This is a genomic window from Rhodoglobus galactosidasius (assembly GCF_054957775.1).
On sequence record NZ_JBQIAV010000008.1, the window covers coordinates 120,527 to 134,666 of the forward strand.

The 14,140-nt window shown below is 59.9% G+C and carries 13 protein-coding genes; 7 read left to right on the forward strand and 6 right to left on the reverse strand.

Annotated features, from left to right (window positions below):
- Positions 1–15: 15 nt before the first annotated feature.
- The gene (locus tag ACTJJW_RS11565; protein ID WP_462644807.1) at positions 16–1,518 is read left to right on the forward strand and encodes an MFS transporter; all 1,503 of its coding nucleotides are present in this window, start codon (positions 16–18) and stop codon (positions 1,516–1,518) included.
- Here ACTJJW_RS11565 and ACTJJW_RS11570 read toward each other — a convergent pair.
- On the reverse strand, positions 1,493–2,266 hold the full coding sequence (locus ACTJJW_RS11570) for an SDR family oxidoreductase (RefSeq protein ID WP_462644809.1): 774 nt from the start codon (positions 2,264–2,266) through the stop codon (positions 1,493–1,495). The two genes, ACTJJW_RS11565 and ACTJJW_RS11570, sit on opposite strands and share 26 nt — an antisense overlap.
- Positions 2,267–2,298: 32 nt before the next feature.
- On the opposite strand from ACTJJW_RS11570, the gene ACTJJW_RS11575 reads away from it, so the two are divergent.
- The 6 genes from ACTJJW_RS11575 to ACTJJW_RS11600 all read left to right on the forward strand — a co-directional run bounded on the left by ACTJJW_RS11575 (position 2,299) and on the right by ACTJJW_RS11600 (position 9,309).
- The gene (locus ACTJJW_RS11575; RefSeq protein WP_462644811.1) at positions 2,299–3,393 is read left to right on the forward strand and encodes an acyltransferase family protein; all 1,095 of its coding nucleotides are present in this window, start codon (positions 2,299–2,301) and stop codon (positions 3,391–3,393) included.
- A 100-nt stretch (positions 3,394–3,493) separates the two neighbouring features.
- Positions 3,494–4,813: a bifunctional o-acetylhomoserine/o-acetylserine sulfhydrylase gene (locus tag ACTJJW_RS11580; RefSeq protein WP_462644813.1), complete on the forward strand. Its 1,320-nt coding sequence runs from the start codon at positions 3,494–3,496 to the stop codon at positions 4,811–4,813.
- Positions 4,814–4,865: 52 nt separating this feature from the next.
- Entirely contained in the window at positions 4,866–6,071 is a 1,206-nt protein-coding gene (gene metX, locus ACTJJW_RS11585; protein ID WP_462644815.1) for a homoserine O-acetyltransferase MetX, read from the forward strand.
- Positions 6,072–6,186: 115 nt separating this feature from the next.
- A complete protein-coding gene (locus tag ACTJJW_RS11590; RefSeq protein WP_462644817.1) occupies positions 6,187–7,350 on the forward strand; it encodes a sensor histidine kinase in 1,164 nt (387 codons plus the stop codon).
- Positions 7,347–8,600: a hypothetical protein gene (locus tag ACTJJW_RS11595; protein WP_462644819.1), complete on the forward strand. Its 1,254-nt coding sequence runs from the start codon at positions 7,347–7,349 to the stop codon at positions 8,598–8,600. The genes ACTJJW_RS11590 and ACTJJW_RS11595 overlap by 4 nt, the downstream gene beginning before the upstream one ends.
- A 37-nt stretch (positions 8,601–8,637) precedes the next feature.
- Positions 8,638–9,309, forward strand: a complete 672-nt coding sequence (locus tag ACTJJW_RS11600; RefSeq protein ID WP_462644821.1) for a response regulator — start codon at positions 8,638–8,640, stop codon at positions 9,307–9,309.
- Positions 9,310–9,331: 22 nt separating this feature from the next.
- Here the strand turns inward: ACTJJW_RS11600 and ACTJJW_RS11605 are convergent, their stop codons facing one another.
- Genes ACTJJW_RS11605 through ACTJJW_RS11625 form a run of 5 tightly spaced genes read right to left on the reverse strand, consistent with a single transcriptional unit; the run spans position 9,332 to position 14,115 of the window.
- The gene (locus ACTJJW_RS11605; protein WP_009771766.1) at positions 9,332–9,643 is read right to left on the reverse strand and encodes a thiamine-binding protein; all 312 of its coding nucleotides are present in this window, start codon (positions 9,641–9,643) and stop codon (positions 9,332–9,334) included.
- Entirely contained in the window at positions 9,640–10,893 is a 1,254-nt protein-coding gene (locus ACTJJW_RS11610) for a glycosyltransferase 87 family protein (protein ID WP_462644823.1), read from the reverse strand. The genes ACTJJW_RS11605 and ACTJJW_RS11610 overlap by 4 nt, the downstream gene beginning before the upstream one ends.
- Positions 10,890–11,732 carry an ADP-dependent NAD(P)H-hydrate dehydratase gene (locus ACTJJW_RS11615; RefSeq protein WP_462644825.1) on the reverse strand — a complete coding sequence of 281 codons (843 nt, stop codon included), beginning with the start codon at positions 11,730–11,732 and terminating at the stop codon, positions 10,890–10,892. The genes ACTJJW_RS11610 and ACTJJW_RS11615 overlap by 4 nt, the downstream gene beginning before the upstream one ends.
- A gap of 26 nt (positions 11,733–11,758) precedes the next feature.
- Positions 11,759–12,793, reverse strand: coding sequence for a hemolysin family protein (locus ACTJJW_RS11620; RefSeq protein WP_462644827.1), 1,035 nt, complete (start codon positions 12,791–12,793; stop codon positions 11,759–11,761).
- Positions 12,793–14,115, reverse strand: a complete 1,323-nt coding sequence (locus ACTJJW_RS11625) for a hemolysin family protein (RefSeq protein WP_462644829.1) — start codon at positions 14,113–14,115, stop codon at positions 12,793–12,795. Before ACTJJW_RS11625 ends, ACTJJW_RS11620 begins: the two co-directional genes overlap by 1 nt.
- Between the last annotated feature and the right edge of the window lie 25 nt (positions 14,116–14,140).

A 14,140-nucleotide genomic window follows, 5' to 3' on the forward strand; every position in this document is an offset into this window, starting at 1 on the left:
CGGTAGCATCCGTTCATGTCATTGCTGCGCGGAAAATCCGGGGCCATCACTTTTGGCCTCATCGGCTACCTGTTCTTCGTCGAACTGGTGAGCGGAATCATTCAGGGTTACTACATCCCGCTGATCCCCGATCTGGTTGAGCACCTCGGCATCCGCGATGCTGACTTCAACTGGTTTGAAGCCGCGCAACTTCTGTTGAGCGCAATAGTGGTGCCCATACTGGCAAAGCTCGGCGACATGCACGGCCACAAGCGCATCTTGCTGATTTCGACAGTTCTTACGGCGGGTGCGACCTGGTGGTTGGCGTTCACGGGCGACTTCACGAGCTTTCTGATCGCTTGGGCCCTACAGGGGTTCTACGTGGTGTGGCTCCCCCTCGAAGTCGCCCTGATCTTTGACCGCGGACGCGTCACCGGCATGGGTGCATCACAGACGCGTCGGGCCGCAGGCTTCCTTGTCGTTGCCCTCGAAGCTGGCGCGATCATGGGTGCCCTCGGTGGCGGCCGCATTTTCAAGGCTTTCGGCGAAAACGTGCAGCAGACCCTGATGATCCCCGCAATCGCGGTGACGGTCGTCTTCTTCGTGATCCTGTTCGGCGTTCCCGAGTCAAAGCCACTGCCGGGTCGTTCACTCGACTTCTGGGGCTTCGTTCTCCTCACGATGGGCCTCCTGCTCATCACCTCGGGCCTCACGTTCTTGCGCATCAATGGTCCAGGCGCTTGGTGGGTGTACCTGGTGATGCTCGCGGGTGTCGCGACGTTTATCCCGTGGGGCCGCCACGAATTGCGCCATAGAGATCCCGCAATCGATCTTCGGATGCTGCGAGACCCCAGCATGTGGCCCATCCAACTCACTGCGGGACTCGTCGGCATCAGCCTCCTCGGTGCCCAAGCGCCGCTTGCCACCTTCGCCGGCACCGACCCCATCAACGGCTACGGCCTCGGCATGGAATCGGATGAGATTTCGTACATCATCGGCGCCTATCTGGTCTCGATGATCGTGGGTGCGCTGCTGTTCCCCGTGCTGTCGAAGTGGAAGAGCCCCCGGGTGGCACTGATCGTCGCGACCTTCTTTGTGGCGACTGGCTACCTGATGTTCTTGCCGTTCCACGCCACCGTATTGAGCGTCTTCCTCAACATGAGCATTGCCGGGCTTGGCTCTGGCGCGCTTGTCGGCGCGCTTCCCGCAGCAGCTGCGGCGGCTGCTCCGCGCGGCCAGACTGGGATTGCAACGGCCCTCACGAATACGACCAAGACAATTGGTGGTTCGTTCGCATCCGCCATCTTTGCCATTGTGCTCGTGGCAGGTGCGGCAACCGCGGTCACAGAAACGGCCTCAAGCCTGCTCGGCTACCTGACCGTGTTTGCGATCTGCGGTGGCGGCGCGCTTATCGCCGCCGTGCTGCTGTTCCTCGTGCCGAAGCTCGCCTTCGCCGATGTCGTTGATGACCTCGACGAACTCGTGCCGGCTGTCGGCGCAGATGAGGATCCCGCTAGCGAACCTTCAGTTCGCCCCTGATCATCTTGTGGGGTGCTGCCTGAGCAACAGGCTTCACCGTCACAAGATCGATATTGACGAACGGCGGCAGCTCAAGGGCGTGCACAATCGTCTCAGCAATGTCGTCGGCGACGAGCGGGTCGGGCACGTTGTCGTAGACGGAGTCAGCCTTGGCCGCGTCTCCCCCGAAACGCACGAGCGCGAACTCTTCCGTCTTCACCATTCCCGGAGCAACCTCGATCACGCGGATCGGCTCCCCGGCCAGCTCCAACCGCAACACAGCGGTGAGGGCGTGCTGGGCAAACTTGGCGGCGTTGTACCCACTGCCGCCTTCATAAGCGACATGGGCAGCAATGGAGGTGACCATGAGGATGCTCGCAGTGGCACCCTCCACGATTCCCTCGCGCAGCAGCGGCAGAAGCGCACTGGTTACTCGCTTGGTGCCGACAACGTTGACCTCAAACATGCGGCTCCAGTCATCCGCATCGCTGCCTTCGACGCTGGCAAGCCCAAACGCACCGCCCGCATTGTTAACGAGGGCGTGGATGGGTCCGAGCTCACGCAGGTAGGCGGCGAGCGCATCGACATCAGCCTGCGAGGTCACATCGGCAACGAACGTATCGACCCCGGTGTCTGCGGCGAGCGCCGCAAGCCGTTCCTTACGACGCGCAACAGCAACCACCTGCCAACCGTGCTTTGCGAACCGCCTCGCGGTCGCCTCGCCGATACCCGAACTTGCCCCTGTCACTACTACTCGCCGATTCACCATTCTTCCAAAGTAGCGGTATTACACTTCGACGAATGACCGGAGTCTCGCCCAGCGCCCCTCGGGCTGCTCGCATTCCCCAGGTGCGCATGCCGCACTGGGATAACGCCCGCTTTCTTGCCGTCACACTCGTAGTGATCGGCCACGGCATCCAGCGACTAACCTACGACTCCAACAACGCGCTAGCGCTATACCTCTTCATTTACGCTTTCCACATGCCCGCGTTCGCGATCATTAGCGGCTATTTTTCCAAGCCGGGGCCACCATCAGCCAAGCAGATGCGCCGAGTGCTCACCGACATCCTGTTGCCGTATTTCATCATGGAAGCCATTTGGGCTCTCGTGAAGTTCTTTGCCGAAGGCGAGACTGACCTCAATCCGTCGAAACCGAGTTGGACACTCTGGTTCCTGCTCGCCCTCGGAATCTTCCGGCTGATTCTCCCGTACCTCGCTCTGCTTCGCTGGCCCCTCCTGTGGGCCGTGATTGGTTCGGTCGGGGTCGGCTATTTCGACAACATCAACAGCACGTTCTCGCTGTCCCGTGCGATCGGAATTCTTCCCTTCTTTGTGCTTGGCTGGAAACTCCACGAGTGGGGAATTATCGAGCGCTGGCAGACTGTCACACGTTCCGTGTGGCTCTATCGCGGGCTCGCCGTCACCGTTTTTGCCGGCTGGCTCGCCATCATCCTGGGCAACATCGAACTGTGGCGAACCATCGATCTGCGCTTCTGGTTCTTCTACGACGACTCTTATCAAGGCCTCGGCGAAAGCCAGTGGTGGGCCGGTGGCGTGCGTCTGGGGCTCATCGTGCTCGCAGTAATCCTGAGTGCCGCCTTCTTCTCACTCGTGCCACGCCGCCACACTTGGATCACGGATGCCGGCCAGGCCACCATGTACGTCTACCTTCTCCACAGCTTTGTCCTCTATCCCCTGCGCGAGAGCGGACTTCTGCAGGATGAACGCACCTCCGCGATGTGGCTTCTCAGCCTCGTGCTCGCATCAATCGGTGTGGCGCTGGTGCTGTCCACCCCGATCGTGAAGAAGATCTTCCACTACATCATTGAGCCGAAACCTCAGTGGTTTTTTGCGCCATTACCCGACGAAGATGCCAAAGCCTCAACGAAACCATGAGTTACGACATATTTCAGGACTGATTGACCGGCCAGCGGGCCCTGCTTAGGCTCACAGTGTGGCGGATACCCTGATCCACCAACCGACCTAGGAGGCCGCCGTGAGCGACTGGAACTTCGAAACCAAGCAGATCCACTCGGGTGCGCAGCCTGACCCCACCACTAACTCGCGGGCAACCCCGATCTACAAGACCACGGCTTACGTGTTCAACGATGCAGATCACGCCAAAAACCTCTTCGCACTGGCCGAGTTCGGCAACATCTACACCCGCATCCAGAACCCAACACAGGATGTCGTCGAGCAGCGCGTAGCCGCTCTCGAAGGCGGAACCGCAGCACTGTTGCTCGCTTCCGGCCAGTCGGCAACCACGTTCGCGGTTCTCAACATTGCTCAGGCTGGCGACCACATCGTCTCATCATCGTCGGTCTATGGCGGAACCTACAACCTCTTCAAGTACACCCTCGCCAAGCTCGGCATCGAAACCACGTTCGTGGAGAACCAGGATGACGCCGCCGAGTGGGCTGCAGCGGTACGTCCAAACACCAAGCTTCTGTTTGCCGAGACCATCGGTAACCCGCGCATCAACGTGCTTGACATCGAACTCGTTGCCGAGGTTGCCCACACCAACGGTGTTCCGCTAATCGTCGACAACACGATCGCAACTCCGTACCTGATCCGTCCATTCGAGCACGGCGCCGACATCGTTGTTCACTCGGCCACCAAGTTCTTGGGAGGGCACGGCACGGTACTCGGCGGAGTCATCGTCGATGGCGGCAAGTTTGAGTGGTCGAAGAACGTTGAGAAGTTTCCTGGCCTCACTGAGCCCGACCCCTCATACCACGGAGCAAGTTACACGACGGTGCTCGGCGACTCAATTGCGTACATCATCAAGGCCCGCGTTCAGTTGCTTCGCGACCTCGGCGCATCCATTTCCCCTGACAGCGCGTTCTCGCTCATTCAGGGCATTGAGACGCTCAGCCTGCGCATTGAACGTCACGTTCAGAATGCCCAAGACGTTGCCGAGTGGCTCGACAACCACGAGGACGTTGACGTCGTGTACTACGCCGGTCTCCCCACGAGCCCCTGGTATGCCAACGCCAACAAGTACGCACCCAAGGGTGTCGGTGGAGTTCTTTCCTTCGAACTCAAGGGCGGCGTCGAAGCGGGTCGTTCGTTCGTGAACGGTGTCTCGCTGTTCAGCCACGTTGCCAACATCGGTGACGTACGCAGCCTCATCATTCACCCGGCGTCGACCACGCACTCGCAGCTCTCCCCCGAGCAGCAGTTGACTGCCGGAGTCACGCCAGGACTTGTGCGTCTCTCAGTGGGCCTCGAGAACATCGAGGACATCAAGGCTGACCTGCAGGCCGGTTTTGATGCGGCACGCGCAAAGACCGCAGAGGTTCGCGCTCGCGCCTAGTTCGCGTAACAATTTCGTGCCGCACAGGTTCGTTCGCGATACTTAACAGGACATGGACTGGCAGACACCCGAAGACACTGTTCCTTCGGCATTTATTACCGACGCAAACGTGCGTTCGCTCCTCGGCAAGCCTCCGGCAACGGGTGCGTGGCGCGAGGGCGATCCTGCCGGCCAACGCCTCTTCACCACCATCACCAATCTCTCGTTGGAGTTCAGCGGAAAGCTTGCTTCTGCCCGCATCGCCTACGAGACGCACGGCACGCTCAACGCCGACGCATCCAACGCCATCCTTGTTGCGCACGCCCTCACCGGCGACAGTCACATCGTCGGAAATCCTGGCGACGGGCATTCGACCGCCGGATGGTGGAACGACCTAGTTGGTCCGGGCAAAGCAATCGACACCAACCGCTGGTTCATCGTCTCGCCCAACATCTTGGGTGGCTGTCAGGGCAGCACGGGCCCAGCATCTCACGCCCCCGATGGAGCCGAGTTTGGTGCCCGCTTCCCCTTCGTCACCATTCGCGACCAGGTCGCCGCTCAGGTCGCGCTGAGCGATGCGCTCGGCATTGATCGTTGGGCGGCCGTGATCGGCGGTTCCATGGGCGGTATGCACGCGCTTGAATGGGCTGTCGGGCACACTGATCGGGTAGCCAAGGTCGCGATTCTTGCCGCACCACCGGTGTCGACGGCAGACCAGATCGCGCACAACTCTGTGCAGGTGGAGTCGCTCCGCACTGATCCCGCATTTGCGGATGGCGCGTATTACGACGCTGCCGACGGAGATGGCCCGCACCGTGGACTCGCACTCGCGCGACGTCTCGCACTCCTCAACTATCGTTCTTCAGATGAGTTGAATGAGCGTTTTGAGCGCACCTGGCAGAGCGACGTGAGCCCGTGGGGTCGCGGGGGTCGTTACGCAGTGGAGAGCTACCTCGATTTTCACGGAAACAAGTTTGCGCGGCGCTTCGACGCCAACAGTTACATCACTCTTGCGGAAGCAATGAGCTCGCACGATGTCGCCCGCGGTCGAGGAACAATGGAGCAGGTCCTGAGTCGAGCAACGATGCCAGCACTCGTGCTCGGCATCGATAGCGATCGGCTTTTCCCCGTCTCGGGCCAAGAGATCATTGCCGAACACCTCCCCGGCAACATTGACGGCACACTGCCGCACGTCATCCATTCGCCTTTTGGGCACGACGGATTCTTGATCGAGTCACGGCTTGTGGGCGCCCAACTCGAGCGACTTCTCAACCTCTAGGGCCACTGAGAATTGCCGCCTAATGAGCGTGTAGGCAGGTAAATGCCGATTCCTCATACCAAAAGGCGGTGCGTCACCCCCGACTGAGGGTAGACATGTGCAAACATTGCGACAAATGGACCTCATCGCTAAAGAACGGGATCGCCTACTGCAGCGCACCGCGCGGGTAGCGAGCCTGAGCTTTCTGACCGTTTCGGTCATTTGCTTGAGCCTTCCCGGCGCTGTCCAAACGATGACACTTCTCCTGTGCCTCCCGCTGTATCTATTCATTGCGGTGATGCAGTTTCAGGTTGGCAACAGCCGCTCGCTCGGCTGGGTCGTTCCCGCATTCCTTGCCGGAATTTTCGCAATCTTTCTGATCGCGGGAACCCCGGGCGGCCCTGGTCAATCAGGTCTCTACGCCGCAGCTCAACTCGGCGCGGCGTCGCTCGCCTCTCTCGGCATTGTTCTCACGACCACCCTCACGCGACGACTCGTGCTTCTGGCAAGTTTCGTAGCTGTGGCGGGCACAACAGTCTTAGCTCTTGAGCAATTCCAGAAACCCATCCCCACGCTTGCACAACTGACGTTCGGTTGGATCCTCGCGGCACTTATCGGATTCTGGATCAGTTCGGGCGTGCCTCAGGCAGTTCGCCGCATCGCCAGTATCGGCCGCGCCCACCGCGCCGAGCGTCAAGCGAGCGAAACGGAAGCTCAGCGCCGCCAAGGTGCTCGCCTGCTGCACGACACCGTCTTGGCAACGCTCACCCTGCTCGCACATTCAGGTTTGGGGGTGTCCGCGGATGCCATGCGTCAGCAAGCGGGTGATGATGCGCGACTACTGCGTCAGCTTCGACTCGGTGCGACTCCCATCCCGCAAGCATCCGGAGGCTACAACCTCAGCACTCCCGTGAGCGAGACGGTGCTCGGAACGACCCTAGAGTCGGTTAAGCAGCGCTTCGGTCGTATGGGGCTCGAAGTGACCTGGCATGGCACTGGTCAGGTTCTACTGCCGAGCGATGTGCTCGATGCATTCCTGTTAGCTCTCGCTGAATGTCTAGAGAATGTTCGCCGGCATTCGGGTGTCACCGATGCACACGTCACAATCACCGAAGACGATTCGACCGTGCGCGCAATGATCACAGATTCCGGCGTCGGTTTTGTACTCGACGACGTTGACTCTGCCAGCCTGGGATTCAAGGAGTCGGTTGTTGCTCGGCTCAAAGAAGTGGGCGGCCAGGCTCGACTGTTCTCCACGCCGGGCTCGGGCACGACAGTTATCTTGGAGGTTCCGCGATGACCTACGCTCCCCCAGAAGAGAACACTCTCGGCGTCATTATTCGCGGCAAACGGCGTCACGCTAAAAGCACGGCAGTCGGTCGCCGTGCCATCCACGACACCCCGCGACTCACCAGTCTCGGAACAGGTTTCGTGGGCGTTGGTGCTGCCGTACTCGTGAGCCTGTGGGCAATCTACGGGCTCGCCTGGCTCGTTGTCCAGTGGAATCAGTATCCCAACCCGGTTCCCGCTGCAGCGGCATGGATCATCCTGATCATCATGATCGTCGGGACCATCACAACGGTCCAGCTCGTGAGCGGCCAGCTTCCCCATTGGATGTTCGCGCTCTTCCTTATCGGCCTCGCCTCCGTGGTGGCACTCGACTTCTCTGCCATCTGGCCGCTTCACGACATCGGCGGGTATGCCACATCCGCAATCGCCGCGGGCATGACGATACTGCTTGTGCTCACGGTTCGCCCCAGCTCAGACATCATCATCGCTGTTTCGGTGATCGGTGCGGCGCTGGTCGCCGCTGTGGTCGTGAATGTTCCGCTGACGACAGAAAACCTCGCACCACAGATCACTGCGGTTTCTTTCGCTGTGCTTCCGACCGTGATCGGGCTGACACTCATCAGAAACTTCCGTCGGCTTGTGCAGGTTGAACTCGATCGCGTACTCGTGCAGAGCACACTCACCGCACCCCGTTTTGCGGTAGGAATGATGGCATCCGAAGAGCTTGCACGCCTCGACTTGGCCGCGGAGAAGCTGCTCGACTCGGTAGCAAACGGATCGACCAAGCTTCCGCTCACGCCCAAAATTGCCTCAACAGCGGCATCGCTGGCAACCGAGCTGCGCCTGCACCTTATCGAGGGGCGACGCGAGACTTGGCTGTACCACGCGATCACCGAATCAGATCTGCTCGGCAAGTCAGTGAGACTGACCGATAAGGGCAGCCTCGCGGGGCTGCTCGATCCCGTGCAGCGCGACGGACTACTCTCCACCGCGTGGCTCTTTGTGACAGACACAACCAAACGTGGTGCCAAGAGCTCAGTTCACATCACTATTGCGCCATCGACAACCGTTGTGGCCCCCGGCTTCGAAGACAAAGTGGCTATCGGAATCGCGATCACCTCCATCGGAGTGACCCGCAATCGGATCGACGCATCTACGTGGGAAGCCATAGCCAAAGTCGGCAGCTACACCGACTCCACAGAAAATTCCAGTGTGAGGCTCGACATTGAATGCCTTGTCGATAACCCCGCCGACCAATAAATTCGTAAGATAATATGATCGACCAGAGGAATTCATTGTGACTGAACCAACAAAGCGCATCCGGCTCGCAATCGTTGACGATCACCGAATGTTGCTCGGTGCTCTCACCGAGTGGATCCGAAAAGCTGCCGAAGACATCGACATGGTCGTGGCCGTGCCCACGTGGCCCGAGCTCACGATCCATCCAGAGTTCCCTGTAGACGTTGTCTTGCTTGACCTCGACCTCAAAGACAACATCCCGGTGTCGCTCAAGATCAATACGCTCAAGTCGATGAACGTGCGCGTCGTGCTCATGAGCACCTATTCCGAACCCAACGTGGTTCGTGAAGCTCTCGCCGCTGGCGCACTCGGCTATCTCGTCAAGAGTGAAGATGCCGACATGATCGTCGAAGCAATTCGTGCCGCATCTCAGGGCGAATCATTCGTTTCAGCCGAACTCGACCTCGCGCTCAACGCTGACGAGGTCGGCGGAGCCCCCAAACTCAGCGCGCAAGAACGTCGCGTGATGGCACTCTATGGCGGAGGCGAACCGGTCAAGTCAGTCGCGTACCAGCTCAGCATCTCTGAAGAGACCGCCAAGAGCTATCTCAAGCGCATTCGTGAGAAGTACCGCGTCGCGGGCTTCGATGTGGGAACCAAGGTGGCACTGCGCAAGCGTGCCCTAGAAGATGGCATCCTCATCGAAACCGAAACGATGCACCACCTTTAGGCTGCACCGCTAGGCTGCACCGCTAGCTCTCTGAGCGAATGATCGCTTCTTCGAGGCGTTCAACTTTGCCAGACATTTCTCCAGTGTGACCGGGGCGGATGTCGGCCTTCAGTACGAGCGAAACACGCGACCCGAACGCACCGACAGCCTCGGTCGCAGCTTTCACGACGGCGAATACTTCATCCCAGTCGCCCTCGATCGTGGTGAACATCGAGTCTGTCTGATTGGGCAGTCCTGAGTCGCGCACGACCTTCACGGCTGCAGCAACGGCGTTGTGCACCGAGTCTGTTCCGTCGGGTCCACCACTGGGTGCTACTGAGAATGCGACGATCATGCTGACTCCTTTGCTGTTGGGATAACCGGGGGTGAAGTAAGTGCTGCCGAAGTGAGCTTGGCCAGCCCCATAATCGCCCACCCTAACAAGACGATAAGCAACAAATTTCTGACGCTCAATAGGGTGATCATGGCGGGATTCGAGGCCAAAAGCAGGTGATAAAGGTACGGATAAACGGCGTGAGTGAGGGCCGCAATCACGAGGGTGAGCACCGCTGGCACGTGAAAACTTGGCGCTCCTTGAACGCTGCGGGCGAGCAACCCGAGCACGATCGGCACCGCGAGCCAGGAGATGAACTGGGGCGAGCCCACCTTATTGACGACGATCAGAGCCGAGACGAGCGCAAGGCTCAGCATTGGCAAAACGCTCGATGCCACACCTCCAGCCCGTACCGCGCGCGCACCAAGTAGTGCAATTGCCGCGACGACTAGAGCGAGCAACGGAGTAACTACAGCAGCCGCGATCTCTACCCCCGCACCAGCGACCTGAAAGGTCAGGATGGTGTTGTCGTAATAAATGAAGGTGTTGGGTACACCAGCGATGATCTGCCACAGCCAAATTCCGGCAATGGGCGATTCGATCTGGATGCCGCGTCCCGTCTGCTGCGTTATGAAACTGAACACGTTCCATCCAGCCCCCGCCAGCAGAGCAAACACCACGACTGTCGCACTCGTAGCTGCTGCAGCCACCGCAATCTTCCAGCGATCGCGCACAGCAATGAGGGCCGCAAGCACGAGCGCTGCTGGCCACACTTTGATCCAGGTCGCACAGGCCAATACGATTCCCGCAATCCGCGGATGTGAACGCAGTAGTGTCACGCCGATGATCGCGACTGCGGCGGTGATCGCGTCGACCCTGGCCAGAGCGATGGGGCCAAGCGCGAGCAGGAAGGCGACCCACCACCATCCGGCGACCACTCCCGAACGTGAACGCCCCCACCGAGTGAGGAAGCCCAGAGCAAGAACGTTCACCAGCATCACGATAGAAAGCCACGCCGCTGCGATGTGCTCGAGGCCGAAGGTCACGGATGCCAGTATCGGCATGATCGCCAACAGCGGATACACCCAGGGCATATCGACGCCGACAACAATGCCTGAGGCGTAGGCCTGTTCAGCCCACCGCGCGTACACGATGGTGACATCGCCAAGCGGCAACCCGGGTGCGAGGAGATTTAGCAGGCCGAGCAGGAGATGCACGGCAACGAACGTTAGCCCCAGCGAAAGCGCGCCGACCGCCCGTGTGGTCGTCACGCCGGGTCAGCGACGGGTGCGTCGCTGCCGACAAGTTCAGCAATGACTGCGGGCACGTGTACACACAAATCAAGAATGGTGAGCGGTCCGCCAGCGCTGGCTCGATACGCAGCCCTGCCGTGAACGTAGGATGCCGTTGCTGCGAGCCCCACGAGCAGGCTGGGGTCTGCGAGCACTTCGTTGCTGTGCGTCGCCACGAGGGAACCAAGGATGCCGCCGAGCGCGTCTCCGGCACCAGCGGTTGCCAGCCACGCTGGGGCCGCCTCGACCGCCACCGTCGTGACTCCGTCGCTCACGTGAGTAGTGTGCCCCTTGAGGAGCACGGTGATGCCGAGTCGCTGCGCTGCCTCTTTCGCCCACTTCTCGGGGTCTGCAGCGATATTCTCGACTGGCTCATCGAACAGCCGCCCCAGCTCGCGATAGTGCGGAGTGATGACCGCTGGCCCAGATACACGTCTCGCGACATCGAGCGCCCCACCGTCGAGCACAAACGGCACGCTGTGCTTGAGCGCTTGCATGATCCGCTCTTCGGCCGCTTCTTCGCGATTCGCAAAATCCATTCCTGAACCGATGAGCCAGGCTTGAACTCGCCCGGCAGACATCACCGCTTCGGGCCGTCGCTGCAAGATGAGGGCTTGTGCGCGCTCCGGCCCTACGTATCGAACCATGCCAACGCCAGTGCGCAGTGCCGCTTCGACGCCCAAAACTGCCGCACCGGGATACTGCGCTGAGCCGGTGATCACGCCCAACACTCCGCGGCTGTACTTATCGTCGCTGTGCTTGGGCGCTGCGATGTGACGGGCCGCATCCTCGGTATTCCACATCGCATTGCTTCCCATGGTCGTAAACAATAGTTGACTGCGTGCTAGCGACGCCGGGTAGCGTCTTGCACCTCGCCAACGAGCACTTCGATGATGTCCTCAAGGAACAGCACACCTGTGGTTTGACCGGTGGCATCGAAGCTGCGCGCAACGTGCACGCCTGAACGACGCATCGTCGCCAGTGCGTCTTCAAGGTCAGTCTCTTGATACATCGAGATCAACTGACGAATCCGCTTGGGCGGAACAGGCTCGCTGAATTCGCTCTCATCGAGATCGATCACGTCTTTCAAGTGCAGGTAGCCCGTTGGTTCGCCCGCATCATTCAGCAGGATGTAACGCGAGAACCCGCGCTGAGCGACCGCCTTCTCGAGATCGGCAGGGGCGGCATCCTCAGGCAGCGTCACCAGACCAGACATCGGGATGGCGACATCCCGAACCTTCTTCGATGTGAACTCGAATGCACCGGTGAGAGTTCCACTCGCGTCAGCGAGAACACCCTCGCGAGTGGACTGCGCAACAATCGTGGCAACTTCGTCAAGCGTAAACACGCTGTTCGCCTCGCTCTTCGGCGTCACACCGAACAGTCGAAGAATGCCGTTGGCTGCCGCATTGAGCGTGACAATGATCGGGCGGAACACCGTTGCGATAAACACGAGCGGTGGGGCCAGCAACAGCACCGCACGGTCTGGTACCGAGAACGACAGGTTCTTCGGCACCATCTCACCAAGCACCACGTGCAAAAACGACACGATCATCAAAGCCAGGATGAATGCGATGGTGCCGATGAGTTCTTCACTCAGGCCGGTTAGCGCGAGAGGAATCTCCAGCAGATGGTGAATAGCCGGTTCTGACACATTCAGGATCAGCAGAGACGCGATCGTGATTCCCAGCTGGCAGGCCGCCAACATCAGCGTGGCATGCTCCATTGCCCACAGCGCCGTTTTAGCTGAACGAGAGCCAGCTTCGGCACGCGGCTCGATCTGTGATCGGCGCGCAGAAATGACAGCAAACTCTGCCCCAACGAAGAAGGCGTTGACGAGCAACAGCACGAATAGCCAGACAATGCCCCAGACGTCCATTAGCTCACCACCTCAGCGTCGCTAGCGTTGACAATCGGATCGGGCGTAAACCTCACGCGGTCGATTCGTCGACCTTCCAATCGTTCGATACGGAACACTCCACCCACAGCAGTGATCGTGTCGCCGGTGCGCGGAACGCGACCGAGCTCACTCATCAACCAGCCGGCAACAGTTTCGTATGGGCCCTCTTCTGGCACCTCAACACCGGTGCGCTCCAAAAGCTCATCGGGTCGCAAGATAGCGGGGAAAGTAAACCAGTCGCGCGAGCGCACAACGTCTGCCTTCGAACGGTCGTGCTCGTCAGACACTTCGCCCACGAGCTCTTCGACCAAGTCTTCTAACGTCGCGACGCCCGCGGTGCCGCCGTATTCGTCAACGACGACCGCCATCTGGTAGCCACGGCCACGCAATTCGGCGAGCAGTGCATCCAACCGCATGGTTTCAGGTACCAAAAGAGCTTCAGTCTGCAGAGCAGAGACGGGAACGTCCGCGCGCTTCTTATGAGGCACAGCGACAGCCTGCTTGACATGGACGAAACCGACGACGTCATCAATGCTGTCGTCAATCACAGGAAAGCGCGAGAAACCGGTGCGCTTGGCAAGATCAATAACGTCTTGAGCGCTGTCGGTGCGATCGATGCTGTCGACGCGCGGCCGCGGAGTCATGACGTCTTGCGCAGTGTGGTCCGCAAACGCGAGGGTGCGCGCCAACAGAGTGGCGGTGTCGTTGTCGAGGCTTCCCTGGCTTGCCGATCGGCGCACAAGAGACGTGAGCTCCTCTGCTGTGCGGGCACCCGAGAGCTCCTCTTTCGGCTCGATGCCAATGCTGCGAAGAATCCCATTCGCTGTGTTGTTCAAGAGAGTGACCGCGGGGCGGAATACTGCTGTGAAAACAACCTGGAACGGAACGACAGCTTTTGCCGTGGCCTTAGGTAGCGCGAGCGCGAAGTTCTTGGGAACGAGCTCGCCAATAATCATGGAAAGCAGCGTGGCAAAAGTGATAGCCAAGATGGAGGCGATGACGGTCACAGCCGCTTCTGGCAACACCGCGCCCAAGGGAACGGAAAGCCAGGTGCTGAACGCCGGTTCGAGCGTGTAGCCAGCAAGTAGCGTCGTCAGCGTGATGCCGAGTTGTGCGCTCGAGAGGTGCGTCGAGGTGTGCTTCAGCGCAGAAATTACGGGGCCGAGTCGTTTCTCTCCACGCTCTTGACGAGCTTCTAGCTCGGAGCGATCGAGATTAACAAGCGCAAACTCGGAGGCAACAAACAGTCCGGTGCCTACGGTGAGAACGAGGCCAGCGGCAAGGAGCAGCCACTCATTCATAAAAGGTCACCCCCGGTGCGGGAGC